At 61.6% G+C, this 25,962-nt stretch carries 24 protein-coding genes; 11 read left to right on the top strand and 13 right to left on the bottom strand.

The genetic code is table 11. The features are described 5' to 3' along the window. Positions 1-19: 19 nt before the first annotated feature. Positions 20-1,096, bottom strand: coding sequence for an S-methyl-5-thioribose-1-phosphate isomerase (gene mtnA / locus ACP6KB_RS07325; RefSeq protein ID WP_442112950.1), 1,077 nt, complete (start codon positions 1,094-1,096; stop codon positions 20-22). Positions 1,097-1,204: 108 nt separating this feature from the next. Between mtnA and ACP6KB_RS07320 the strand changes: the two genes are divergently transcribed. The 4 genes from ACP6KB_RS07320 (at position 1,205) to ACP6KB_RS07305 (ending at position 4,811) form a co-directional block, all read left to right on the top strand. Further along, a complete protein-coding gene (locus ACP6KB_RS07320; RefSeq protein WP_442112948.1) occupies positions 1,205-2,536 on the top strand; it encodes a TRZ/ATZ family hydrolase in 1,332 nt (443 codons plus the stop codon). Between the two features lie 63 nt (positions 2,537-2,599). Then, a complete protein-coding gene (gene ubiG, locus ACP6KB_RS07315; protein ID WP_442112946.1) occupies positions 2,600-3,298 on the top strand; it encodes a bifunctional 2-polyprenyl-6-hydroxyphenol methylase/3-demethylubiquinol 3-O-methyltransferase UbiG in 699 nt (232 codons plus the stop codon). Between the two features lie 2 nt (positions 3,299-3,300). Next, entirely contained in the window at positions 3,301-3,972 is a 672-nt protein-coding gene (mupP, locus tag ACP6KB_RS07310) for an N-acetylmuramic acid 6-phosphate phosphatase MupP (RefSeq protein ID WP_442112944.1), read from the top strand. A gap of 98 nt (positions 3,973-4,070) precedes the next feature. Next, positions 4,071-4,811 carry a YciK family oxidoreductase gene (locus ACP6KB_RS07305; protein WP_442112942.1) on the top strand — a complete coding sequence of 247 codons (741 nt, stop codon included), beginning with the start codon at positions 4,071-4,073 and terminating at the stop codon, positions 4,809-4,811. Positions 4,812-4,813: 2 nt separating this feature from the next. Here the strand turns inward: ACP6KB_RS07305 and ACP6KB_RS07300 are convergent, their stop codons facing one another. The 7 genes from ACP6KB_RS07300 to ACP6KB_RS07270 all read right to left on the bottom strand — a co-directional run bounded on the left by ACP6KB_RS07300 (position 4,814) and on the right by ACP6KB_RS07270 (position 12,545). Continuing rightward, positions 4,814-5,566 carry a TenA family transcriptional regulator gene (locus ACP6KB_RS07300; protein WP_442114271.1) on the bottom strand — a complete coding sequence of 251 codons (753 nt, stop codon included), beginning with the start codon at positions 5,564-5,566 and terminating at the stop codon, positions 4,814-4,816. A 72-nt stretch (positions 5,567-5,638) separates the two neighbouring features. Continuing rightward, positions 5,639-8,095, bottom strand: coding sequence for an EAL domain-containing protein (locus tag ACP6KB_RS07295; RefSeq protein ID WP_442112940.1), 2,457 nt, complete (start codon positions 8,093-8,095; stop codon positions 5,639-5,641). Positions 8,096-8,202: 107 nt separating this feature from the next. Beyond that, a complete protein-coding gene (locus tag ACP6KB_RS07290; RefSeq protein WP_442112938.1) occupies positions 8,203-10,035 on the bottom strand; it encodes an ABC transporter ATP-binding protein in 1,833 nt (610 codons plus the stop codon). After that, a complete protein-coding gene (locus ACP6KB_RS07285; RefSeq protein WP_442112934.1) occupies positions 10,028-10,660 on the bottom strand; it encodes a DsbA family protein in 633 nt (210 codons plus the stop codon). The genes ACP6KB_RS07290 and ACP6KB_RS07285 overlap by 8 nt, the downstream gene beginning before the upstream one ends. 3 nt (positions 10,661-10,663) lie before the next feature. Then, complete coding sequence (gene trhO, locus ACP6KB_RS07280) at positions 10,664-11,602, bottom strand: oxygen-dependent tRNA uridine(34) hydroxylase TrhO (RefSeq protein WP_442112932.1); 939 nt, start codon at positions 11,600-11,602, stop codon at positions 10,664-10,666. A 107-nt stretch (positions 11,603-11,709) separates the two neighbouring features. Continuing rightward, complete coding sequence (locus ACP6KB_RS07275) at positions 11,710-12,009, bottom strand: BolA family protein (protein WP_442112930.1); 300 nt, start codon at positions 12,007-12,009, stop codon at positions 11,710-11,712. Positions 12,010-12,023: 14 nt separating this feature from the next. Then, positions 12,024-12,545, bottom strand: a complete 522-nt coding sequence (locus ACP6KB_RS07270; protein ID WP_133215979.1) for a DUF2059 domain-containing protein — start codon at positions 12,543-12,545, stop codon at positions 12,024-12,026. 156 nt (positions 12,546-12,701) lie between these two features. On the opposite strand from ACP6KB_RS07270, the gene ACP6KB_RS07265 reads away from it, so the two are divergent. Beyond that, on the top strand, positions 12,702-14,096 hold the full coding sequence (locus ACP6KB_RS07265; protein WP_442112927.1) for a class II fumarate hydratase: 1,395 nt from the start codon (positions 12,702-12,704) through the stop codon (positions 14,094-14,096). A 1-nt stretch (position 14,097) separates the two neighbouring features. Here ACP6KB_RS07265 and ACP6KB_RS07260 read toward each other — a convergent pair whose 3' ends face one another. Next, positions 14,098-15,054: a DMT family transporter gene (locus ACP6KB_RS07260; RefSeq protein ID WP_442112925.1), complete on the bottom strand. Its 957-nt coding sequence runs from the start codon at positions 15,052-15,054 to the stop codon at positions 14,098-14,100. A 184-nt stretch (positions 15,055-15,238) separates the two neighbouring features. Then, positions 15,239-16,735, bottom strand: a complete 1,497-nt coding sequence (pap, locus tag ACP6KB_RS07255; RefSeq protein ID WP_442112923.1) for a polyphosphate:AMP phosphotransferase — start codon at positions 16,733-16,735, stop codon at positions 15,239-15,241. Between the two features lie 95 nt (positions 16,736-16,830). Between pap and mnmC the strand changes: the two genes are divergently transcribed. From mnmC to ACP6KB_RS07230, 5 genes are all read left to right on the top strand, one after another. After that, a complete protein-coding gene (gene mnmC / locus ACP6KB_RS07250; protein WP_442112921.1) occupies positions 16,831-18,822 on the top strand; it encodes a bifunctional tRNA (5-methylaminomethyl-2-thiouridine)(34)-methyltransferase MnmD/FAD-dependent 5-carboxymethylaminomethyl-2-thiouridine(34) oxidoreductase MnmC in 1,992 nt (663 codons plus the stop codon). A gap of 103 nt (positions 18,823-18,925) precedes the next feature. Further along, positions 18,926-20,713, top strand: coding sequence for an N-acetylglutaminylglutamine amidotransferase (locus ACP6KB_RS07245; RefSeq protein ID WP_442112919.1), 1,788 nt, complete (start codon positions 18,926-18,928; stop codon positions 20,711-20,713). Positions 20,714-20,716: 3 nt separating this feature from the next. Then, positions 20,717-22,462, top strand: a complete 1,746-nt coding sequence (gene ngg / locus ACP6KB_RS07240) for an N-acetylglutaminylglutamine synthetase (RefSeq protein WP_442112917.1) — start codon at positions 20,717-20,719, stop codon at positions 22,460-22,462. A gap of 14 nt (positions 22,463-22,476) precedes the next feature. Next, entirely contained in the window at positions 22,477-23,661 is a 1,185-nt protein-coding gene (locus ACP6KB_RS07235; protein ID WP_442112915.1) for an osmoprotectant NAGGN system M42 family peptidase, read from the top strand. Positions 23,662-23,726: 65 nt separating this feature from the next. Further along, entirely contained in the window at positions 23,727-23,954 is a 228-nt protein-coding gene (locus tag ACP6KB_RS07230; protein WP_442112913.1) for a YheU family protein, read from the top strand. Here the strand turns inward: ACP6KB_RS07230 and csrA are convergent, their stop codons facing one another. The 3 genes from csrA to ACP6KB_RS07215 all read right to left on the bottom strand — a co-directional run bounded on the left by csrA (position 23,955) and on the right by ACP6KB_RS07215 (position 25,562). Then, entirely contained in the window at positions 23,955-24,137 is a 183-nt protein-coding gene (csrA, locus tag ACP6KB_RS07225; protein ID WP_442112911.1) for a carbon storage regulator CsrA, read from the bottom strand. It abuts the gene before it with no gap. 135 nt (positions 24,138-24,272) lie between these two features. Next, positions 24,273-24,605 (bottom strand): YnfA family protein, encoded by a 333-nt coding sequence (locus ACP6KB_RS07220; protein WP_442112909.1) that lies wholly within the window; start codon positions 24,603-24,605, stop codon positions 24,273-24,275. A gap of 144 nt (positions 24,606-24,749) precedes the next feature. Continuing rightward, on the bottom strand, positions 24,750-25,562 hold the full coding sequence (locus ACP6KB_RS07215) for an SDR family oxidoreductase (protein WP_442112907.1): 813 nt from the start codon (positions 25,560-25,562) through the stop codon (positions 24,750-24,752). 228 nt (positions 25,563-25,790) lie between these two features. On the opposite strand from ACP6KB_RS07215, the gene ACP6KB_RS07210 reads away from it, so the two are divergent. Continuing rightward, positions 25,791-25,943: a DUF3309 family protein gene (locus ACP6KB_RS07210; RefSeq protein WP_010224169.1), complete on the top strand. Its 153-nt coding sequence runs from the start codon at positions 25,791-25,793 to the stop codon at positions 25,941-25,943. Positions 25,944-25,962: the final 19 nt, after the last annotated feature.

Genomic DNA, 25,962 nt, shown 5'->3' with positions numbered 1-25,962 from the left:
GCCAGACGGGTGTAAACAGTCAATGCAAACGCTTGCGACACATCAATTGAGCCAGCTTGACGGTGTCGGGCCGCTCGACGATACCTTTCTCGGTCACTATGACATCGATCAGGTCAGCCGGCGTGACGTCAAACACCGGGTTAAAGGCTTCGACTGCTGCCCCCAGGCACTTGTCGCCGAAGTCCAGCAACTCACTGGCGCTGCGCTCTTCGAGCAAAATGTCTTCGCCGTTCTCCAGATTCATATCAATGCTGGAACTGGAGGCCACGACCATGAAACGCACGCCGTGGTGCATGGCGTTGACCGCCAACTGATAAGTGCCGATTTTGCTGGCCACATCGCCATTGGCGGTAATGCGGTCGGCACCAACGATAACCCAGGTAATACCCTTGGTTTTCATCAGGTGCGCAGCGGCGGAATCCGCATTGACCGTTACCGCAATGCCCGCCCCCTCCAATTCCCAGGCCGTCAGGCGCGAGCCCTGCAGCCAGGGTCGGGTTTCATCGACATACACCCGCTCGACCATGCCCTCCAGGTGCGCTGCGCGGATCACGCCCAGCGCGGTCCCCACGCCCCCGGTCGCCAGCGCACCGGTATTGCCGTGCGTCAGGATCGCCTGTTCATTGCCCTGATGCTTGCGCATCAGCTCGACCCCCAACTGCGCCATGGTCAGATTGGCTTCGCGGTCGCTGTCGTGGATGGCCACTGCCTCGGCAAGCATGATTGCCGCCACATCCTCGCCTTCCTTGACCCGCAGCAAGCGCTCACGCATGCGGTTGAGCGCCCAGAACAAGTTGGCACCGGTGGGGCGTGCATGCACCAGCAGGTCAAAATCTTCCTCCAGAGCCATTTCCCAATCGTCACCCTGCGCCAGGCGCTGGCGTACCGCCATGGCCAGGCCGTAGGCCGCACTGATGCCAATGGCGGACGCCCCGCGCACCACCATGGCGCGAATAGCCTGGGCCACTTGCGCAGCATCGGCGCAGGCGTGCCAGAGGTGTTGCGACGGCAGCGCGCGCTGGTCGAGCAGGTACAGGACACCGTCGCGCCAATCGATGGCTTTCACCGTGTCTGCCGCCAGTAACCGATCGCGCATGCCTCACTCCATCATCCGGACATCAAAAGCGTACGATTATAGCGAGCCCCGGGCGCAGACGCTCGGGTATACTTCGCCCTCAGTCCAAGTGCCCAGGGAAATCCTGCCATGCCCAAACCCGCTACGCCGCTCGACTTGCTGCTCCTGCCTAGCTGGCTGGTGCCTGTCGAACCTGCCGGGGTGGTATTGAAGGATCATGGCCTGGGCATTCGCGATGGCCAGATTGTGTTCATCGGCCCTCGGGCCGAAGCCGAACGCTACGTAGCGGCCGAAACCCGGGAGCTGCCAGGCTGCCTGCTCAGCCCCGGCCTGATCAACGCTCACGGCCACGCGGCCATGACACTATTTCGCGGCCTGGCTGACGATCTACCGCTGATGACCTGGCTTGAGCAACATATCTGGCCCGCCGAAGGCCGCTGGGTCGATGAAGACTTCGTGCGCGACGGCACGGACCTGGCGATTGCCGAGCAAATCAAAGGTGGTATCACCTGTTTTGCCGACATGTACTTTTTCCCCAGGATCGCCACTGAACGGGTGCACAACAGTGGTATCCGTGCCCAGATCGCCGTGCCGCTACTGGATTTCCCGATCCCGGGCGCCCGCAGCACCGAGGAAGGCCTGCACCAGGCGGTCGAGCTGTTCGGCGACTTGCGCCACCACCCGCGCATCACCGTCGCCATGGGCCCGCATGCGCCCTATACCGTCAGTGACGAGAACCTGGAAAAAATCCGGGTGATTGCCGAGGAGTTGGATGCGCCGATTCACATGCACATCCATGAAACCGCCTACGAGGTTGAGCAATCGCTGGCAACCCGCAACGAGCGCCCTCTGGAGCGCCTGGCCCGTCTCGGCCTGCTCGGACCGCGCCTGCAGGCGGTACACATGACCCAGGTCAGCGACGACGACCTGGCCCTGCTGGTAGAAAGCAACACCAGTGTGGTGCATTGCCCGGAATCCAACCTCAAGCTGGCCAGCGGCTTCTGCCCGGTCGAACGCCTGTGGCAGGCGGGTGTCAATGTGGCCGTCGGCACCGATGGCGCAGCCAGCAACAACGACCTTGATCTGCTCGGCGAAACCCGCACGGCGGCCTTGTTGGCCAAGGCCGTGGCCGGTTCGGCAGCGGCGCTGGATGCCCATCGGGCATTGCGCATGGCGACGCTCAATGGCGCCCGAGCGCTGGGGCTGGAAGCACTGACTGGATCGCTGGAAATAGGCAAGGCCGCCGACCTGGTGGCATTCGACCTGTCCGGCCTGGCTCAGCAACCGATCTACGAGCCGGTTTCACAACTGATTTACACCTGCGGCCGCGACTGCGTGAAGCACGTCTGGGTCGCAGGCAAGCAATTGCTCGACGAGCGCCGCCTGACCCGTATGGACGAACAGGCACTGCACGCCACTGCCAGCAACTGGGGCCAGCGCATTGGCGAGCACACCGAATAACCGGCGGGCAGCGTTGGCTGTCCGCCCGTAACACCTTTAATCAAAGTTTCAGAGGACCGTTCCATGAGCAACGTCGACCACGCCGAAATCGCCAAGTTCGAAGCCCTGGCCCACCGCTGGTGGGACCGCGAAAGCGAGTTCAAGCCGCTGCACGACATCAACCCGCTGCGGGTCAACTGGATCGATGAGCGGGTCAAGCTGGCCGGCAAAAAAGTCCTCGACGTTGGCTGCGGTGGCGGCATCCTCAGCGAAGCCATGGCCCAGCGCGGCGCCACGGTCACCGGCATCGACATGGGCGAAGCGCCACTGGCGGTAGCTCAGTTGCACCAGCTCGAATCCGGCGTGCAAGTCGAATACCGGCAGATCACTGCCGAAGCCCTGGCCGAAGAAATGCCCGAGCAATTCGACGTAGTCACCTGCCTGGAAATGCTTGAGCACGTACCCGACCCGTCGTCGGTGATCCGCGCCTGCTACCGCATGGTCAAACCGGGCGGCCAGGTGTTTTTCTCGACCATCAACCGTAATCCCAAGGCCTACCTGTTCGCGATCATCGGCGCCGAATACATCATGAAGCTGCTGCCGCGCGGCACCCATGACTTCAAGAAATTCATCCGCCCTTCCGAGCTGGGTGCCTGGAGCCGTGAAGCCGGTCTGAACGTCAAGGACATCATCGGCCTGACCTACAACCCGCTGACCAAGCACTACAAGCTGGCCAACGACGTTGACGTCAACTACATGATCCAGACCTTGCGCGAGGAATAAGCATGCGCCTTAGAGCAGTACTTTTTGACATGGACGGCACCCTGCTCGACACGGCGCCGGATTTCATTGCCATTTGCCAGGCGATGCTTGCCGAGCGCGGCTTGCCGGCCATCGACGACCAGCGCATTCGCGATGTGGTTTCCGGGGGCGCCAAAGCGATGGTTTCGGTCACCTTCAACCTCGATCCGGAGGCTGCGGAATTTGAAGCCTTGCGCCTGGAGTTCCTTGAGCGCTACCAGCAAGGCTGCGCGATTCACAGCAAGCTCTACGACGGTATGGCCGAACTGCTGGCCGATATCGAGAAAGGCAACCTGCTGTGGGGCGTGGTGACCAACAAGCCAGTGCGCTTCGCTGAGCCAATCATGCAGCAACTCGGCCTGGCCGAACGCTCGGCACTGCTGATTTGCCCGGATCACGTGAAAAACAGCAAACCGGATCCCGAGCCGCTGATCCTCGCCTGCAAGACCCTGAACCTGGACCCTGCCAGCGTGCTGTTCGTCGGTGACGACCTGCGCGATATCGAGTCTGGCCGCGATGCCGGCACCCGTACGGCGGCAGTTCGCTACGGCTATATTCATCCAGACGACAACCCCAACAACTGGGGTGCGGATGTGGTGGTCGATCATCCGCTGGAGCTGCGCAAGGTGCTTGATAGCGCGCTTTGCGGCTGCTGATTTGACAGGCATCGCGGGGCAAACCCGCTCCCACAAGGTCACGGTGGGAGCGGGCTTGCCCCGCGATAAAAATCACCCCATTCCCCCAAGGTAACCCCATGTTCGATTACTCCGCCCGCCCCGACCTGCTCAAAGGCCGGACCATCATGGTCACCGGCGCTGGTCGCGGAATCGGCGCAGCGGCTGCCAAAGCCTACGCCGCCCACGGCGCTACCGTACTGCTGCTGGGCAAAACCGAAGCCAACCTGAGCCAGGTCTACGACGAGATCGAAGCGGCCGGCCATCCGAAGCCTGCGGTCATCCCGTTCAACCTGGAAACCGCCCTGCCGCATCAGTACGACGAACTGGCGGCCATGATCGAAAGCGAGTTCGGCCATATCGACGGCCTGCTGCACAACGCCTCGATCATCGGCCCGCGTACGCCGCTGGAGCAGCTGTCGGGCGACAACTTCATGCGCGTCATGCAAATCAACGTGAATGCCATGTTCATGCTCACCAGCACCCTGCTGCCACTGCTCAAGCTGTCTCAGGATGCGTCGGTGATCTTCACCTCCAGCAGCGTCGGGCGCAAAGGCCGGGCCTACTGGGGCGCTTATGGCGTCTCCAAATTCGCCACCGAGGGCCTGATGCAAACCCTCGCTGACGAGCTGGAAGGTGTCGCGCCGGTACGTGCCAACAGCATCAACCCTGGCGCGACCCGCACCAGCATGCGTGCGCAGGCCTATCCGGGCGAGAACCCGGAGAACAACCCGCTGCCCGAGCAGATCATGCCGGTGTACCTGTACTTGATGGGCCCCGACAGCACTGGCGTCAACGGCCAGGCCTTCAACGCCCAGTAAGTTCAGCCTTCGACCAGCTCCGCCTGAGCACGGGTGGGCTGGCGCTGTTCCAGCTGCATGCAGCGCTCCAGGAACAGATACATGTAGTCGTAGCTCTTGCAAATAGCCCGGCGCAATTCGGCCTGCAGCGCCTGCGTCGGGTTATTGCCCGCCAGCGTGCAGACAATTTCCAATGCCTCCCAAGGGTGGGCATCGTCGTACTGGGCATGCATCTTCAGCCACTTCATCGCACGCTTGCGCCCTTCCTCCGGAAAGCCCTGGGCATACACGCCGGTTGAACAGACCACCGCCGACCACTCCCCCGTCGCCCCTTCAATCGCATAGTTAGTAGCCGCGACAGCAACAACCAGCGAGTCGGCTGCACAGGTATGCCAGCACCAGTCACTCAGGCCGTTGAGCTCGGTCGGCACATCCTGGGCCTGCAGGTCTTCCAGGCTCACACCATGGGCCTGGCTCCAGTACAGCCAGTAGTCGGCATGATTGAGTTCAACGCGGATGTTGCGCATCAGCCAGCGACGCGCCATGTCTTCGCCGGGGTGGCGGGCATAGCGGGTTTTGGTCAGGTTGGTGGCCATGTACAAGGAGAACTGCTCGACCACTGGCCAGCCGCCCACCAGGTACTGGCGCATGGTGCGGGCACTGAGCCGGCCATCGCGCATGCGTTGATAGAGTTCGTGCTCCACCACCCGGCGCTTGCTCTCGAAACAGTCCTTGATCAACTGTTGAGCCCACAGCGGGTAGCTGGTCGGGTCCATCAACGGGCCCGTACGGATAAACGCGTCAATCACTGTCTGCTCCTTAATTCCTTGTGATTATTGTGCGGATGTTCAGCGAAAGGTCCCGGGTGCCTTGAACAGCAAGGGTCTCGCAACAATCCGTTGGCGCTGCAGGCTTTCACAGGTAAACACCTGCGGTCGCTCGATCAGGTACCCCTGGGCGTAGTCGACGCCTATGTCCTGCAGCGCCTGTTCGATCATCGGCGTTTCAACGAACTCGGCAATGGTGCGCTTGCCCATGACATGACCAATGTGATTGATGACCTCTACCATAGCGCGGTTAACCGGGTCGTCGAGCATGTCTTTGACAAAACTTCCGTCGATTTTCAGGAAGTCTACGGGTAAATGCTTCAAATACGCGAACGACGACATCCCGGCACAGAAGTCATCCAGGGAGAACCGGCACCCCAGGCTTTTGAGTTCGTTGATGAAGCGTATCGCACTCCCCAGGTTCGCGATGGCGCTAGTTTCGGTGATTTCGAAACAAATCATGTGGGGTGGGATCGCATACTCACCAAACAGACGCTTCAGGTACTCCAGGAACTTGTCATCACCAATACTGCTGCCGGACAAGTTGATCGCGCACATCGCCAGCGGCCCCTCGTGCCGCTCATCCAGACATTGACGGATAACCTTGAACACACTGCGCACCACCCAGCGGTCCAGGGCCGTCATCAGCCCGTAACGCTCAGCGGCAGGAATGAAACTGTCAGGCAGAATGATGCGTCCGTTTTCATCTTGCAGACGCAGCAGGATCTCAATGTGCCCAGCCCCGTTATCAGTGCCCAGGGCGGCGATTTCCTGGGCGTACAGACAAAAGCGGTTTTCTTCCAGCGCCACGTGAAGGCGTTGAATCCAGGCCATTTCACCGAAGCGGATGGACAACTCACTGTCGTCAGTATGGTACACCTGCACCCGGTTGCGACCCTTCTCTTTGGCCATGTAGCAGGCCATATCAGCCGCCCGCAGGGAGGCTTCCAGGGTGGTAGGTGCCTGCGCAATGTGTACCAGGCCGAGGCTCACCGTGGTCATGAACGGCCTTCCCTTCCAGACGAAGTGCAGGCTTTGCACCGCCTGGCGCAGTCCCTCGGCAATGCGTTCAGCCTGCTCCTGTGGACAGTTCTCCAGCAGGATGCCGAATTCATCGCCACCGAGCCGTGCCAAGGTATCGCCGTCGCGCAAACCGGCCTGTAGCACGGCACAGATGTGCCGAAGCAGTTCGTCACCGGCCGCATGCCCGCAGGTATCGTTGACCAACTTGAACTGATCGAGGTCGAGAAACATCAAGGCATGTTGTGAGGGTTTGCGCGCCAGGGCATTGAGGGCCTGTTCCAGGCGATACTCGAACTCCCGGCGGTTGGCCAGCCCGGTCAGGGCATCATGCGTTGCCTGCCAGGACAGGTTGGCGATGTATTGGCGCTCCTGGGTCATGTCGTGGAGCACCAGCACGATGCCGCTGATCTGCCCTTCAGCCATGATCGGCGCACCGACCAAGGTGACCGACACCGTGCTGCCATCAAGGCGCTGGATCAATTGGGTGTGGTCGCTGCCGCTCTTGAGACCGCCACTGAGGATGCGCTCGACCAGTGTCTGGCTGTCTTTCTCGGCATTGTCATCCAGCAGACTGAACAACGACGCCAACGGCAACCCCTGAGCCTGAGCGGCATGCCAATGGGTCAGCTGTTCGGCTGCCGGGTTCATATAGGCGATGCAGCCTTCGACGTCGGTGGTGATCACGCCGTCGCCAATCGACTCAAGGGTGATCTGCGCCCGTTCTTTTTCTACCTGCAACGCATTGGCAAACGCCTGACGTTGCGCCAGCAACTTGCTTGAGCGCCTCCAGGCCAGGGCAATCAAGAACAGGGCTGTGGCAAGGTTGGTCAGCAACAGTACCCGCAACAGTACCCGCGAGCCCTCGCCCAACGCATCACTGAAAGCCCTGGCGGCGGGCGTTACGCCGTCGTTGATGGTGGCAATGCGTGACTTCCACTCGGCCACGTTCTGAGCCGTTGCCGTCCCGGAGCGAAAGCCTTCATGCATCTGCTGGGCAAGCTGGTCCAGTTGAACGAGAAAACTATCGCCCACGGCCCACAGCTCAATGGCTTTGCCCATGTAGCTGACGTGACGAAAATTCAGATAGAGCCAGATCAGGCTGGAAACGTCATCAGGGTGGTTGCCGCCCTGCAGGATACCGCGGCGTGCAGCCTCAAGATCCGGTGAAGGCAAATCCAGGGCGGCGCGCAATTCATGCCCACCCTGCGGCACCGCGAAGGCCTTTTGATACTTGCGAAACACCGCTTCATCGTGGCTGTCGGCGTACAGGTTGAGGTAATAGATGGCGTCTTTCTGGCCCTTGGACCAAAGGCTCTCGCCCGCCACGTAACCGCGCACGGCAGACAAGGCGTACAAGCTAATGCCCCCCAACAGCGCCTGGAACAGCACCACGGCAACAAATGGCCAGATGATGCCCAACAGATTCGGGGCTTCGGAAGTCCGTGTGTGCTTCATGAGGTCCCTTTCACAAAGAGCCGAATGATTCTTTATTTTATAAATGCACAGCCTAGGCTATTTGCGCCCGACTAGAGCGCTTTTCTCATTTCCCCGGTGTATTACTCTCAGCTCTGTTGCAAATGTCCGTACAGTTTGGCGTACAACCCACCGTCGGCAATCAACTGCTGATGATCGCCATCCTCGGCCACATGCCCACCATCGAAAACCAGCACACGGTCGGCCTGCTTAACGGCAGACAAGCGGTGGGCAATGATCAACGTAGTACGTGCACTGAGGAAGCGCGCCAGGGCCTGATGCAGGTTGTATTCAGTGGCTGCATCGAGCGCTGAGGTGGCCTCATCGAGAATCACCACTTTCGGCTCCGCCAGCACCATGCGCGCAATCGCCAGACGCTGGCGCTGACCACCTGACAAGCGAACACCCGAGCGCCCGACCACGGTATCAAGCCCGCGTGGCATGGCCGCGACGGTGCTCTCGAGCTGGGCAACGCCCAACGCCTGCCAACACGCCTCGTCGCTGCAGTCACGGCCCATGGTCAGGTTGGCGCGCACGGTGTCGTTGAACAGCGACGGGTGCTGGAGCACCACCGCAACATGTTCACGCAGGGTTTCCAGACCGATCTCCTGCAAGGTCGAGCCACCGAAGCGGATGCTGCCGGCCTGAGCGCTGTAAAGCCCAAGCAGCAATTGCACCAGGGTGCTCTTGCCGCCACCACTGGCGCCCACAATCGCAACCTTCTCGCCCGGCGCGATAGACAGGTTCAACTGGTCGAGCACCGGCTCATCGGCATAGGCAAAGCGCAGTCCCTGCACTTCGATACCGACGGTGTCACGCCCCTTGAACGGATCGATACCACCGGGGTACTGCGGCTCGTCGGCACGCGCCAGCAACTCATTGAGCCGGGTCAGCGCACCGCCAGCGGCGTAGTAGGCATATTGCAGGTTCAACAACTGCTCCACCGGACCGATCATGAACCACAGGTAGCTGAACACCGCCAGCATCTGGCCAATCGACAGGTCGGAGAACAACACGGTCAACATCGCTGCGGCGCGGAAGATATCAATGCCGAACTGGAACAGCAGGCCGCTGGCCCGGCCACTGGCATCGCTTTTCCACTGCGAGGCTACTGCATAGTTACGCACTTCCTGCGCGCGCAAGCCCAGGCGCCCGAGGAAATAGCCCTGGCGATTGCTGGCACGAATTTCCTGAATGGCGTCCAGGGTTTCGCTCAGCGCCTGGGTAAAGCGCGAGGTGCTGTCGTTCTCGAGCTTTTTCAGGTGTTTGACCCGTTTGCCCAACTGCACCGTGGCAAAAATCACCAAGGGGTTGAACAGCAAGATCAACAGCGCCAGCTTCCAGTGCATCCACATGAGAATGGCCGCTGTGCCGGTCAGGGTCAGCATGGCGACGAGGAAACGGCTGAGGGTTTCACCGACGAACTTGTCCAACGTGTCCAGGTCGGTGACCAGGTGCGTGGTGACCGTGCCACTGCCCAGGCTTTCGTATTCCTTCAGGGAAATTCGCTTGAGCCGTTCGATCAGGCGGATGCGCAGGCGATAGACAATGTCTTTGGCAAGGCCGGCGAACAGCTTGGCCTGAATCACGTTGAAAGCCAGCGCCGCGCAGCGCAGGCAGAGCGTCACCACCAGCATCAGACCGATGTAGCCCGCTGCCACCTGCCAACTGTCGGGCAGCAGCTGATTCATCCATTTGAGTGCCGCATCGCCATGCCCGAGCAAGACTTCATCAACCAGCAATGGCAGCAGCAAAGGAATCGGCACACTGCACAGCGCCGCCAATACCGCGACACCGTTGGCAATCCACAAGGCTTTTTTATGGTGCAGGGCCAAGCGGCGAATTTCCGCCCAGCTCAACCGATCGGCAGCAACCGGGGCAGGCCCCGGCACAGGGTCGGGTGACCCGGGAAGATCAAGCACAGGCAGCCTGCTGCAGCCAACGGCCGAGCAGCGGACTCAAGGCGTCGAGCGACTGATAGCCATTGGTCAGCAACGCCAGTTGGCCGTTACGCTCGGCCAACAAGGTGGGGAAGCCGGCAATGCCCAGGTCCTGAACCCAAGTGAAATCAGACGCGGTGGCCGAACGTACTTCGGCACTGGCAAAGCGTTCGGCAAACAGCGCCCGCTCAAAGCCGACCTGCTCGGCCAGCTCTACCAACGCGGGCGCACGGGTGACGTCTTCGCCGCCCTGATAGAACGCCTGCTGAATCGCCGCCAGCAACGCCCAAGTGCGCTGCCGGTCGAGCCCGCGGGCTGCCACCAGCGCCCGGCAGGCAGGTTCAGTGTCATAGACAAAACCGTCCGGCATCGCCCCTTCCAGGGTGAAAGGCTGGCCAGTGGCCTGGTTGACCGCTTGCCAATGCTCAAGGATGTAACCACGGGTCGATGCGTCCAGCGCGCTGCTGCCGGTGCGCAGGCCGCCGGGCACCAACTGGGTGTCGATCCCGGCGTCGCGGGCCTGGGCGATCAAGGCCTGGGCCACTGGCGCAAACCCCCAGCACCACGAGCACATCGGGTCCATCACATAGAGCAGGCGTGCAGACATCTATCAGGCCTCGGCTGCTTTGCGGTAGTTGTGGCCGATCGGGTGCGGCATGTTGCGGGCCTTGGCCAGCTCAATCTGCTTCTGCCGGTCGATGGCGCTGCGTCGGGTCTTTTCGCTCAGGCTGTCCCAGCAATGTGGGCAACTGATGCCTGGCGAGTAGTGTTCGGACGCGCGCTCCTCGACGCTGATCGGGGTACGGCAGGCATGGCACTGGTCGTAGTCGCCTTCGCTGAGGTCATGACGCACGGTGACCCGGTTGTCGAACACGAAGCAGTCGCCCTGCCAGCGGCTTTCATCCTGAGGCACCTCTTCGAGGTATTTCAGGATCCCGCCCTTAAGATGATAGACCTCTTCGAAACCTTCACCGAGCATGTAGCTGGAAGCTTTCTCGCAGCGAATACCACCAGTGCAGAACATCGCCACCTTTTTGTGGCGTGCCGGGTCGAAGTTGGCCTTGATGTACTCGGGGAACTCACGGAACGTGGTGGTTTTCGGGTCGATCGCACCTTCGAAAGTACCAATCGCCACTTCGTAGTCATTGCGGGTATCGATCAGCAGCACTTCAGGATCGCTGATCAGCGCGTTCCAGTCCTGCGGCTCGACGTAGGTACCCACCGTGTGGTTCGGGTCTACGCCCGGCACGCCCAGGGTAACGATCTCTTTCTTGAGCTTGACCTTGGTGCGATAGAACGGTTGTTCGTCGCAGTACGATTCCTTGTGGTCGATATCCACCAGGCGGGCATCGCTGCGCAGCCAGGCCAGCAGGCCATCGATGCCTTCACGGCTGGCGGAAACGGTGCCGTTGATGCCTTCTTCGGCAAGCAGCAAGGTGCCCTTGACGTCATTGGCCAGCATGGTTTCAAGCAGCGGCTCGCGCAGCTCGACGTAATCTTTAAGGGTGACGAATTTGTACAGCGCCGCAACGACGATAGGGTGACTCATGCAGTAAATCTCCAGGTGGTCACCCTCGCAAAGGGCGGACCGGATAGCAAAAAAAACGCGCCGACGAGCGGCGCGTTGCACATTCTAGCAAATACCTGATGATGAAATCAGTGTTTGCTACCACCGGCACAGGTCGGCGAAGCAGGCGCTGCGCCGATCTTCTGCCATTCTTCGGGGGTGTAGGTGTGCAGGGCCAGGGCATGGAACTGCCCCATCAAGTCACCCAGGGTGGCGTAGACCTTCTGATGGCGTTTAACGCTATTGAGGCCCTCGAACAGCTCACTGACCAGCACCGCCTTGTAGTGGGTCTCTTGCCCACGGCTGTGCATGTGGCTTTCGTCGAGCACCGACAGGTGCTGCGGCGCCAGCGCGGCCAGGCTCTGTTCAATTTTTTGCTGCATCGACATGGACAACTCCGCGATTACTTCTTCGCTGGCGCGGCTTTGCCGGCGTTAGGGTCAAGTTCCTTGGTCATATCAGCCAACAGCTTGTTGACCACAGGCACGGCGCTTTCCAGCTTCTGCTGAGTCAGCTGGGCCGATTGCTGGGTCACCTGCGGCATTTTTTCCAGGACTTTCTTGCCCAGTGGCGATTGATAGAAGGCAACCAGGTCCTTCAGTTCTTGCTCGGTGAAGGTGGTGGTGTAGAGCTTGACCATGTCCGGCTTGAGCTTGTTCCAGCCGATCGCCTGGTCCAGGGCGGCATTCGCCTTGGCCTGGTAGCTGTCGAGCACGGACTTCTTCGAAGCCGGGGCCTTGGTTTGCTCGAAACGCTGGGCAAACATCTGTTGCACCTGCATGTACACAGGGGTGCCCAGCTTGTCAGCGTGCGCCATCATGAGGAATTTTTCGGCACTGGCATTGTGGCTAGCGGTATCGGCAAGCACCTGGCCGCTGGCGCAGACCAGCGCAACAGCAGTGCAAAGGGCGCGAAGACGGGTCATCGTAATTCCTTCATTAGACAGAGGAGGTAGTACCCCAGAGTAGAGCATTCTGCGCCGACCAGGGTACGGCACTCAAGTGGGTCGACGAGCGATGGAACCGCTGCGACAAAAAGGGACCTAAACTGCGAATTCAGACCACAAGGGAGTGAGCGCAGCATGAGCCGCATCGAAACTGACAGCCTGGGGCCGGTCGAAGTTCCTGAACAGGCCTACTGGGGTGCCCAGACGCAACGCTCGCTGATCAACTTCGCCATTGGCAAAGAGCGCATGCCGCTTGCCGTCCTGCATGCCCTGGCGCTGATCAAAAAAGCCGCTGCCCGGGTCAATAACCGCAACGGAGACCTTCCCGCGGAAATTGCCCGGCTGATTGAACAGGCTGCCGACGAAGTGCTCGACGGCCAGCTCGACGATCAGTTTCCACTCGTCGTCTGGCAAACCGGCAGCGGCACCCAGAGCAACATGAACGTCAATGAAGTGATTGCCGGGCGCGCCAATGAGTTGGCCGGCAAGGGCCGTGGCGGCAAGGTCCCGGTACACCCCAATGACCACGTCAACCGCTCGCAAAGCTCCAACGATTGCTTCCCCACCGCCATGCACATTGCCGCCGCCCAGGCGGTGCAGCATCACTTGCTGCCGGCGATTGCAGAGTTGTCGGCGGGGCTGGCGGAGCTGTCGGCCCGTCATCAGCACCTGGTCAAGACCGGTCGCACCCATATGATGGATGCCACACCGATCACCTTTGGCCAGGAACTCTCGGCTTATGTTGCCCAGCTCGACTACGCCCAACGGGCAATCCGCTCCGCCTTGCCTGCGGTGTGCGAACTGGCCCAGGGCGGCACGGCCGTGGGTACCGGGCTCAATGCCCCGCACGGGTTCGCCGAAGCCGTTGCCGCTGAGCTGGCGGCACTCTCCGGGCTGCCGTTCGTCACCGCGCCGAACAAGTTCGCCGCCCTCGCCGGGCATGAGCCGCTGACCACCCTCGCCGGTGGCCTGAAAACCCTCGCTGTGGCGCTGATGAAGCTGGCCAACGACCTGCGCCTGCTCGGCTCCGGTCCGCGTGCTGGCCTGGCTGAAGTGCGTTTGCCGGCCAACGAACCGGGCAGCTCGATCATGCCCGGCAAGGTCAACCCGACCCAGTGTGAAGCACTGTCGATGCTGGCCTGCCAGGTGCTGGGCAACGACACCGCGATCGGCTTTGCCGCCAGCCAGGGGCACCTGCAGTTGAACGTGTTCAAGCCGGTGATCATCCACAACCTGCTGCAGTCGATCGAGCTATTGGCCGACGGCTGCAGCAACTTCCAGCAGCATTGCGTCGCTGGCATCGAACCCGACGCCGAGCAGATGGCCGCGCACCTGGAGCGCGGGCTGATGCTGGTCACCGCCCTGAACCCGCACATCGGCTATGACAAAGCCGCGGAGATTGCCAAAAAGGCCTACAGCGAAGGCACCACCTTACGCGAGGCGGCGCTGACCCTGGGCTACCTCACCAACCAGCAATTCGATCAGTGGGTGCGCCCGCAAGACATGCTCGAACCCGGCAAGAAAGGCTGAATCAACGGGCCAGGCGCACGCGTCTGGCCCGCCAGCCGGCCACCAGTGAAGGGCCCAACGCAGTCAGGATGGAACCCAGCACCACCACCATCGCGCCAAGGTAGCCCAGTGAATTGATCTGTTCGGCATGCACGAAGTCAGGCCAGAACCAGGCCGCCAGCGCAACGGCAACGAAAGTCACCAACGGGGTCAGCGCCAGCGTCGCACTGACTTTCGACGCCTCCCAGTGCGCCAGTGCTTCAGCGAATGCACCATAGGCCACCAAGGTGTTCAAGCAGCACGCCAGCAGCAACCAGCCTTGCACAGGGGTTAACTGCAGCGCTTCAAGTGGATGCACCCAGGGCGTCAGCAGCACCGCGCAACACAGGTAGATCACCATCATCACCTGCATCGAATTCCATACCGTCAGCAACTGCTTCTGGCTCAGGGCATAGAACACCCAGATGGTGGTGGCCAGGATTATGGTCAAGACACCGGTGGTGTAAACGCTCAGCGACGTCAGCAGTTCTTCCAGACGCTGATTGAAGAACAGCCCAAAACCCAACAGCAGGATTGCCAGGCCGATTCCCTGACCGACGCTGAAGCGCTCCTTGAACAGGAACACACTGGCTACCAGCAACATGACCGGGCCAAGCTGCACAACCAGTTGCGCAGTGCCGGGGCTGAGCAGGTTCAAGCCCATCAGGTACAGCACGTAGTTGCCGACCAGGCCTCCGGTGGCCAGCGCCACCAACCCCCAGCCCTTGCGCCCGAGGCGGCCGAACGACGGCAGTTGTTTGCTTGCCGCCAGCCAGGCCAGCAGCAGGCCGCCAGACACCGACAGGCGAAACCAGGTAACGGTGATCGGGTCCATTACCTGCAGTACTTGCTTGAGCTTGATCGGCAGGATGCCCCAGAGCAAAGCGGTCAATAGCGAAAGGCAAAGGCCATAGACCCAGCGTCCGGAAGAAATGTGCATACCAGCCTCAATAGCCCTGTGGTGGGGGGAAGCTGAATTCTACGGGTTGGGTGCGGGGGGCCGACAGGTACAATTGTGGAAAAGATTTCAGCACATCATTCCCAGAAGTCCTGTGGTAGAGCGATGATCGCGGGGCAAGCCCGCTCCTACCGGTGTAGGAGCGGGCTTGCCCCGCGATCAGCAGCTACTTCTTGCTGTCACGTTTGAATGCAGCTTCCAACGCATCGTTGATGGTGCGCAACACTTTGACCCGCGCCCAACGCTTGTCATTGGCTTCCACCAGCGTCCAGGGTGCGATCTCGGTACTGGTGCGGTCGACCATGTCTTCCACTGCGGCAGCGTACTGCCCCCACTTGTCGCGATTGCGCCAGTCTTCCTCGGTAATCTTGAAGCGCTTGAACGGGATTTGCTCTCGCTCTTTGAAACGCTCCAGCTGAGTTTGCTCATCGATCGACAACCAGAACTTGACCAGCACCACACCGGCGTTGGTCAGTTGCTCTTCGAAGTCGTTGATCTCGCCATAGGCGCGCATCCAGTCGGCCTGGGTGCAGAAGCCCTCGACCCGCTCAACCAGCACCCGGCCGTACCAGGAACGGTCGAACACGGTGAACTTGCCACGCGCCGGGACATGCCGCCAGAAACGCCACAGGTAGGGTTGCGCACGCTCTTCCTCGGTAGGCGCGGCAATCGGCACGATGCGGTACTGACGCGGGTCGAGTGCCGCAGCCACGCGGCGGATGGCGCCGCCCTTGCCGGCGGCGTCGTTGCCTTCAAACACCGCCACCAGGGCATGACGGCGCATACGCTTGTCGCGTAACAAACCGGCCAGACGCGCTTGTTCGGTGATCAATTGCTCCTGGTAGTCGTTCTTGTCCAGGCGCAGGGTCAAATCCAGGCTGCCGAGCAAGGTGCGCTGGTCGATACTCTGCCCCAATGGCGCAATGTTGGCCTGATGGATCGGCGCATGCTGCGCTTTGAGCGCGGTTTGCAGGCCTTCAAGCAAAATGCGCCCGACCGCCAGGCTGCGGTAGTGCGGATCAGCACCTTCGATTACATGCCAGGGCGCGTAGTCACGGCTGGTCTGGCGCAATACCCGCTCACCGAAGCGGACGAAACGGTCGTAGGTTTCCGATTGCTGCCAGTCCAGCGGGCTGATACGCCAGCTGTGCAGCGGGTCGTCCTTGAGCGCCTTGAGCCGGGCTTTCATCTGTTTTTTCGACAGGTGAAACCAGAATTTGAAAATCAGAGCGCCTTCGTCGCAGAGCATCTCTTCCAGACGCTCAGCACCGCGAATGGCCTGGTCGAGCACCGCATCCTTGAACACGCCGTGGACTCGGCCCTGAAGCATCTGGCTGTACCAGTTACCGAAAAACACGCCGATTCGGCCCTTGGCCGGCAATGCGCGCCAATAGCGCCAGGCGGGAGGGCGGGCCAGCTCTTCGTCGGTCTGCTGGTCAAAGGTGCGCACTTCGATCAGGCGCGGGTCCATCCATTCGTTGAGCAGCTTGACGGTCTCGCCCTTGCCAGCGCCTTCGATGCCGTTGATCAGCACAATGACCGGAAAACGCGCCTGTTGCTTGAGCTCGAACTGCGCCTCGAGCAAGGCTTCACGTAATGCCGGAACTTCAGCATCGTAGGTTTCTTTGTCGATGGCGTGACCAATTTCAGCGGATTCGAACATACCAGGCTCCCTACATGGATAAGCAAGACTAGCGGATCCGGGTAGAGTTTGTCCGGGTAAGCTAAAATGCCGCTCTAGCCTGACCTGAGCCGACCATGACCGAAGAAACCCGCTACGCCCAGATCGACTGGGACGACCAGGGCCGCCCCCATTCACGCCAGTTCGATGACATCTACTTCTCCAAGGACCAGAGCCTGGAAGAAACCCGTCACGTCTTCATCGACCAGAATGACCTGCGCCAACGCATGAGCGCGCTGCCGTCCGGCCAGTGCCTGGTGATTGGTGAAACCGGTTTCGGCACCGGGCTGAACTTCTTCTGTGCCTGGCAACTGTTCAACGAGTGCGCCAATGCTCAGGCGCGCCTGCATTTCGTCAGCGTTGAAAAATACCCGCTCAGCCACGCCGACCTGTCCCGCGCCCTGGCGCTGTGGCCGGAACTGGCGCCCTTCAGCACGCAACTGTTAAAGCAGTACGTGGCGGTACATGACGGTTTCCAGACCTTCGTCTTCGATCAGGGCCGAGTACGCCTGACCTTGATGATCGGTGACGCCCTGGAGCAATTGCCACAGCTCGATGCACAGGTCGACGCCTGGTTTCTTGACGGTTTTGCCCCGGCGAAAAACCCGCAAATGTGGACCCCTGAGCTGTTCACCCAGATTGGCCGCCTGTCTGCCGCCAACGCCACCTTGGGCACCTTCACCAGCACCGGCTGGGTGCGTCGCGGCCTGATCGCCGTGGGCTTTGAGATGAAGCGCATTCCCGGTATTGGCAAGAAGTGGGAAGTGTTGCGCGGCATATTCCGTGGCACCCCGCCGGAAGCGCTTGCAGCCCCGGCGGTCGCCCCCTGGTTCGCCCGCCCCACGCCCCTGCCCGGCCCGCGCCAGGCACTGGTGATCGGCGCCGGCCTGGCCGGTTGCGCCAGCGCCTTGAGCCTGGCGACCCGAGGCTGGCAGGTCACCGTGCTGGAGCGCCACGCCAGCGTGGCGGCCGAAGCCTCGGGTAATCCGCAAGGGGTGCTTTACCTGAAGCTCTCGGCCCACGGCACGGCCTTGTCACGCTTGATCCTCTGTGGCTTCGGCTACACCCGACGCCTGCTCGAAACCCTGCAGCGCGGACAGGACTGGGACAGCTGCGGCGTGCTGCAACTGGCTTTCGACGCCAAGGAAGCACAACGCCAAGCGCTGCTGGCCAACGCCTTCGACCCACAACTGCTGCACCTGCTGGATCGTCAGCAGGCCGAATCCGTGGCCGGGGTGGCGCTGGCCAGCGGTGGGCTGTTTTATCCCGAGGCGGGCTGGGTCCATCCACCGGCCTTGTGCCAGGCACAACTGCAGCACCCGAACATCACCGTGCTGACTCACCACCAGGTGATGGAACTGCGCAAGGTCGACGGCCTGTGGCAAGCCTGGGAAAGTGAAAAGTGCCTGGCCAGTGCGCCTGTGGTGGTGCTGGCCACCGCTGCCGAGATTCAGCGCTTTGCCCCCTGTGCAGCGCTGCCACTCAAGCGCATACGCGGGCAGATCACTCGCCTGCCCGCCACGGCAGACAGCCAAACGCTGAAAGCGGTGGTGTGTGCCGACGGCTACGTGGCGCCTCCACGCGCTGGCGAACACACCCTGGGCGCCAGTTTCGATTTCCATAGCACCGACCTTACCCCCACTGCCGGTGAGCACATCGGCAACCTACGCCTGTTGGAAGAAATTTCCAGCGACCTGGCCGAACGCCTCGATGCCCACCAGATTGACCCACACACCCTGCAAGGGCGGGCAGCGTTTCGCTGCACCAGTCCCGACTACCTGCCCATCGTCGGCCCCTTGGCAGACCAGGCAACGTTCAACCAGCACTACGCGGTGTTGGCCAAGGACGCGCGCCAGTTGCCCGACACGCCCTGCCCCTGGTTTGAAGGCTTGTACATCAACAGCGGTCATGGTTCGCGCGGGCTGATCACGGCGCCGTTGGCGGGCGAGTTGATTGCCGCCTGGATCGATAACGCCCCGCTTCCCGTGCCGCGCGATGTCGCCGAAGCCTGCCACCCGAACCGCTTCATGCTGCGTGAGCTGATACGCGGCAAGGGCAAACGCAGCTAAGCCCTTATAACTGATCGATCTAAAACTCTCACCAACCGCACCGGTCACTACCTAGGTGCCCACACTCGGGCACCTTCCCCAACGGCAAAACCGGTAAGGACTTATGTGCGGATTAGCTGGAGAGTTTCGTTTCACCCCGATTGCCCACCCACCACGCCCGGCAGACCTCGCTGCCGTCGAGCGAATAACCCACCACCTGGCACCTCGCGGCCCCGACGCTTGGGGTTTTCATAGCCAGGGGCCGATTGCCCTGGGCCATCGCCGCCTGAAAATCATGGACTTGTCTGACGGCTCGGCGCAGCCGATGGTCGATAATCAGCTGGGCCTGTCGCTGGCCTTCAATGGCGCTATCTACAACTTCCCGGAACTGCGCAGTGAGCTGGAAAGCCTGGGCTATGCCTTCTATTCCGGCGGCGACACCGAAGTGCTGCTCAAGGGCTACCACGCCTGGGGCGCCGACTTGTTGCCGCGTCTGAATGGCATGTTTGCCCTGGCGATCTGGGAACGCGACAGCCAACAGCTGTTTCTCGCCCGTGACCGTCTGGGCGTCAAACCGCTGTACCTGTCGCGCAACGGCGAGCGCCTGCGCTTCGCCTCGAGCCTGCCGGCGCTGCTGCAAGGCGGCGACATCAACCCGGTGCTCGACCCGGTCGCGCTGAACCACTACCTCAACTTTCATGCGGTAGTGCCAGCGCCACGCACCCTGCTGGCCAATATCGAGAAACTGCCGCCTGCGACCTGGATGCGCGTGGATGCCCAAGGCCGCGTTGAGCAGCAGGTGTGGTGGCAACTGCACTACGGCCCGCGCAGCGACGAGCAGCACCTGAGCCTGGAAGACTGGCGCGACCAGGTGTTGGACAGTACCCGGGAAGCGGTGGCGATTCGTCAACGTGCTGCGGTGGATGTGGGTGTGCTGTTGTCTGGCGGGGTCGATTCCAGCTTGCTGGTCGGCCTGTTGCGTGAGGTGGGTGTCGAGGAACTGTCGACCTTCTCGATCGGCTTCGAAGATGCCGGTGGCGAACGCGGTGACGAGTTCCAGTACTCCGACCTGATCGCCCGCCACTACGGTACCCGCCATCATCAGTTGCGCATCGACGAGCGCGAGATCATCGAGCAATTGCCCGCCGCGTTCCGCGCCATGAGCGAGCCGATGGTCAGCCATGACTGCATCGCCTTCTACCTGCTGTCGCGCGAGGTCGCCAAACACTGCAAGGTGGTGCAAAGCGGCCAGGGCGCCGATGAGCTGTTTGCTGGTTATCACTGGTACCCGCACGTTGAAGGCGCGCAAAACCCGTTTGGCGCTTACCGCGAGGCGTTCTTCGATCGCAGTGTTGAAGACTACCGCGCGACCGTCCAGCACCCCTGGCAGGTGAATCATGACGCTGCGGGCGATTTTGTCCGCGCGCATTTCGCCCAACCCGGCGCCGCTGCGGCGGTGGACAAAGCCCTGCGCCTGGACAGCACGGTGATGCTGGTCGATGACCCGGTCAAACGCGTCGACAACATGACCATGGCCTGGGGCCTGGAAGCCCGCACGCCGTTTCTCGACTACCGCCTGGTGGAGCTGTCGGCGCGTATTCCAGCACGCTTCAAACTGCCGGACGGCGGCAAACAGGTGCTCAAGGAGGCGGCGCGCCTGGTCATCCCCGCCGAGGTGATCGATCGCAAAAAAGGGTACTTCCCGGTGCCGGGCCTCAAGCACCTGCAAGGCGCGACCCTGGACTGGGTGCGTGAACTGCTGCTGGACCCGAGCCAGGACCGCGGCCTGTTCGAACCCGCAGCGCTGGATCGCCTGCTCAGCGACCCGCACGGCCAGCTCACGCCGCTGCGCGGTTCAAAGCTGTGGCAACTGGCAGCCTTGAACCTGTGGCTCAGCGAACAAGGAATCTGACCGATGAAAGCCCACACCTCACCTTATGGCCAGCGCCTGCTGCGCGGCCAGGTGCCGTCCTATGAGCGCTTGCAGGCGCAACTGGCCGGCGATGGCAACGACCCCCACGACCAACCGCGCGCACTGCACTGCGGTTGGGGCCGCCTGCTGATCGGCCACACTTACCCCGACGCGACAAGCCTGGCCACGGCCTTGCAAGACGAACAGCCTGGAGAGCGTGACATCGCCTTGTACGTTGCCGCACCGCAGCAGGTGCTGGCCCAGGCCCCGCAACAGTTGTTCCTCGACCCTTCCGATACCCTGCGCTTGTGGTTCAGTGACTACCGCCCGGCGCAGCGGGTGTTTCGCGGTTTTCGCATTCGTCGCGCGCAGAGCAGTAGCGACTGGCAGGCGATCAACGCCCTGTACCTGGCCCGCGGCATGCTGCCGGTCGACCCGGCGCTGTTGACGCCACGCCACCTCGGCGGCCCGGTGTACTGGCTGGCCGAAGACGACGACAGCGGCGCGGTGATCGGCAGCGTCATGGGCCTGAACCATCACAAGGCCTTTGCCGACCCCGAACATGGCAGCAGCCTCTGGTGCCTGGCAGTCGACCCACAGTGCACCCGCCCCGGTGTCGGTGAAGTACTGGTACGGCACCTGATCGAGCACTTCAAGAGCCGTGGCCTGAGTTGCCTGGACCTCTCGGTGCTGCACGACAACCGTCAGGCCAAGCGCCTGTATGCCAAGCTGGGCTTTCGCACCCTGCCGACCTTCGCGATCAAACGCAAAAATGGCATCAACCAACCGCTGTTCCTCGGACCCAGCCCCAAAACCGGGCTTAATCCCTATGCCCGGATCATCGTCGACGAAGCCTATCGGCGGGGCATCGAGGTCCAGGTCGATGACGCTGAAGCCGGGCTGTTCAGCCTCAGTTTCGGCGGGCGGCGGGTGCGCTGTCGCGAGTCATTGAGCGACCTCACCAGCGCTGTGAGCATGACCCTGTGCCAGGACAAAAGCCTGACCCACAAGGTCTTGAAAAGCGCCGGCCTGCAACTGCCAGCCCAGCAACTGGCAGGCAATGCCGATGACAACCTGGCCTTTCTGGAAGACCACGGTGCCGTGGTGGTCAAACCGCTGGACGGTGAGCAAGGTCAGGGCGTGGCGGTGAACCTCACCAGCCTTGAAGACATCAATCGGGCCATCGACAGCGCCCGCCGTGTTGACAGCCGCGTGTTGCTGGAGAGCTACCACCAGGGCCTTGACCTGCGCATCGTGGTCATCGGCTTTGAAGTAGTGGCCGCCGCCATCCGCCACCCGGCCGAGATTGTCGGTGACGGCCAGCACAGCATCGGCGCCCTGATCGAAGCCCATAGCCGCCGGCGTCAGGCGGCCACCGGCGGCGAGAGCCGTATTCCGCTGGATGACGAAACCCAACGCACCCTGCACGCGGCTGGCGTCGATTACGACAGCGTCCTGCCTGCCAGCCAGCGCCTGGCCGTGCGCCGTACCGCCAACCTGCACACCGGCGGTTGCCTGGAAGATGTCACCGCGCGTTTGCATCCGGCCCTGGCCGAGGCGGCCATTCGCGCCGCCCGCGCGCTGGATATCCCGGTGGTCGGCCTGGACCTGATAGTGACCGCCGCCGACCAACCAGAACACGTGTTTATCGAAGCCAATGAACGCGTCGGCCTGGCCAACCACGACCCACAGCCCACCGCCGAACGCTTTGTCGACCTGCTGTTTCCACACAGCCGGTCGCTCGCCTGAACACAGGAGGCCGCATGACTGAACAACTCCCGGAGCCAGACCTCAACTACCTGCAGAAAGTCTTGCTGGAGATGCTCGCCATCCCCAGCCCTACCGGCTTTACCGACACCATCGTGCGCTATGTTGCCGAACGCCTGGAAGAGCTCGGCATCCCCTTTGAGCTGACCCGTCGTGGCACCATCCGCGCCACCCTCAAAGGCCGCAAAAGCTCGCCTGACCGCGCCGTTTCAGCGCATCTGGATACCATCGGCGCCAGTGTCCGCGCTATTCAGGACAATGGCCGGTTGTCGCTGGCGCCGGTGGGCTGTTGGTCCAGCCGCTTTGCCGAGGGCAGCCGGGTCAGCGTGTTTACCGATAGCGGTGTGCTGCGCGGCAGCGTCTTGCCGCTGATGGCCAGCGGGCATGCGTTCAACACCGCCATCGATCAGATGCCGGTCAGTTGGGAGCACATCGAGTTGCGCCTGGACGCCTACTGCGCCACCCGCGCCGACTGCCAGACTTTGGGCGTGGATATCGGTGACTTCGTCGCCTTCGATCCGCTGCCGGAGTTCACCGAGAGCGGCCATATCAGTGCGCGTCACCTGGATGACAAAGCCGGGGTTGCCGCACTACTGGCCTCACTCAAAGCGGTAATCGACAGTGGCGCGCAGCCCTTGATCGACTGTCACCCGCTGTTCACCATCACCGAAGAGACCGGCTCGGGCGCAGCCGCCGCCTTGCCGTGGGATGTCAGCGAATTTGTCGGTATTGATATTGCCCCGGTCGCCCCTGGCCAGCATTCCAGCGAGCATGCCGTCAGCGTGGCCATGCAGGACTCGGCCGGACCCTACGACTATCACCTGACGCGGCATTTGCTCAAACTGGCCCGCGAGCATGAACTGCCAGCACGGCGCGATGTGTTTCGCTATTACTTCAGCGATGCTCACTCAGCCATCACTGCCGGCCATGACATTCGCACCGCCCTGCTGGCCTTTGGTTGCGACGCCACCCACGGCTACGAACGCACCCACATCGACAGCCTGGCAGCGTTGAGCCGCCTGCTGACCGCCTACCTGCTCAGCCCGCCGGTGTTTGCCAGCGACTCGCAGGCCACTGGCAGCTCGTTGGAAAGCTTCAGCCATCAACTGGAACATGAAACACAAATGGCCAGCGACACGCGGGTGCCCGCAGTGGACAGCCTGGTCGGTAACAAGCACTAGCGCCTACACAGCCTGGACAGGTTTCGCGTAGCATAGCGACACACTTCGCCAAACCTGTCCTGTTTATGCTGATTCCCTACGACCAACTGGAAGCCGAAACCCTCACCCGCCTGATCGAGGATTTCGTCACCCGCGACGGCACCGACAACGGCGACGATACGCCACTGGAAACCCGTGTGCTGCGTGTGCGCCAGGCCCTGGCGAAAAAGCAGGCGTTCATTCTGTTCGACCTGGAAAGCCAGCAGTGCCAACTACTGGCCAAGCACGATATCCCCAAGGAACTGTTCGACTGATCAGCTCAGATCCTTGGCGGCCTGCTCGGTAATACGCCGGTAGATTTCGGCGCGGTGCACTTCAACTTCACGGGGTGCGCTGATGCCGAAACGCACCACGTTGCCCTCCACCGAAATCACCTTGATCTTGATGTGCTCATCGATGGCGATGACTTCGCCGACTTCGCGTCCTATAACCAGCATGTTCAAATCCTCCGCTCTGCTGAGGACTTAGAGACTGCACGCGGTGTCAGGCGGCTTCAATGCGCGGCCTTTCAAATAGACCAGTCCTACTAAAGCTGACGAATTTGCCTACAGCTTTTCGCCACCTCCGCTCGTTCAAGCACTCTGAAGGCGCGGCCCGAACACAATGATGCTGGCCCCCAGCACACACAGCAGCGCACCGATCCAGTCACTGCCCAGCGGCCGCACCCGTTCGACCAGTGCCAGCCAGAGCAACGAAGTAACGATATAGATGCCACCGTAAGCGGCATACGCACGCCCGGCGTAGGCGGCCTCGACGCGGGTGAGGATCAGGGCGAACAGGGTCAGGCTCAGCAACGCTGGGGCAATCCACCAGCCGCTCTTGCCCAAGCGCAACCACATGTAAAAGGCGTAACAGCCGGCGATCTCGAAGACCGCCGCGAGGAAGAACCACAAGTAATTGATCACGCCAGGCATCCAGGTCCGCAAAAAAGGCGCCTAGGATAGCTCGGTAGGAGCGGGCTTGCCCCGCGATTGTGGTGTGCCAGGCAAATCACAATCGCGGGGCAAGCCCGCTCCTACAGGTGGTGCAAGGCTCCCACCAGAAAGTGTTTACGACGCGGGCTTTGCCTTGGCGCGCATTTTCTCGGCCATGCTGGCCATCTCATCGTAGATCCGCTGCGGGTCACGCTGCTTGACCTGCCAGGCTTCGCGTCCCAGCTCATGGGGCAGAATCAGGAACTGCTCATCGGCAACCTGCCGGTAGATATAGTCGGCGATATCGGCAGCGCTGATTGGCGAGTTTTCCAGGAGCTTGCCCACTTGCGCTTTCATCGCTGGCGTCGGCCCGCGGAACGAGTCGAGCAGGTTGGTCTGGAAGAACGAGGGGCACACCACATGCACCGCCACCTGCTGCTGTCGCAGCTCGATCAGCAGACTCTCGGACAGTGCCAGCACACCAGCTTTGGCCACGTTGTAGTTGCTCATCGCCGGCCCCTGCATCAAGGCGGCCATCGAAGCGATGTTGATGATCCGGCCCTTGCTGCGTTCAAGCAGCGGCAGGAAGGCCTTACACCCTTTGACCACGCCCATCAGGTTGATCGACAGCTGCCACTCCCAGTCTTCCAGCGACAGCTCGGCGAAGAAGCCGCCAGCAGCGACCCCGGCGTTGTTGACGATCACATCGATGCCGCCGAACTTCTCTTCACAGGCTTGGGCCAAGGCGGTCAACTGGCTGTAGTCACGTACATCACAGCGTTGCACAAAGCCCTGACCACCGGCTTCCCGGACCAGCGCCAGGGTTTCCTTCAGGCCCACTTCATTGACATCCGCCAACGCCAGTTGCCACCCCTCACGGGCCCAGCGCAGCGCCATCTCACGGCCCAGCCCCGAGCCTGCGCCAGTAATCATCATGCGATTTTGCATAGACCGATGCCTTATCCGTTTTCCAAGGTATCGCCAGTGTAGCGAAGCCAAGCCGGCCACCCACGCTGTATCAGGATGCTGAATGGCTCGGGCAAACGCTGGTGAAACGGGGATTAAACTTTTCGCTGCGGGCAGCAGTCGGAATTAACAGGCGGTCGTGAAAAGCATGACCGGACAACAGGATCGTACTGACCGGCCTACTCCCCCAAGTCAAACAAGGATACTGCCATGGGCACCATTCTCATCATCATTCTGATACTGCTGTTGATCGGTGGCTTACCTGTGTTCCCACACTCCAGAAGTTGGGGTTATGGCCCCTCCGGCATTATCGGTACCGTGCTGATCATCCTGTTGATCTTGTTGTTACTGGGAAAAATCTAGAAGCAGCAAAAAGCCGCAA

Source organism: Pseudomonas sp. NUPR-001 (assembly GCF_052147955.1).
In the GTDB taxonomy this organism is placed as follows: domain Bacteria; phylum Pseudomonadota; class Gammaproteobacteria; order Pseudomonadales; family Pseudomonadaceae; genus Aquipseudomonas.
This window is presented reverse-complemented; position numbering and strand designations above follow the sequence as displayed.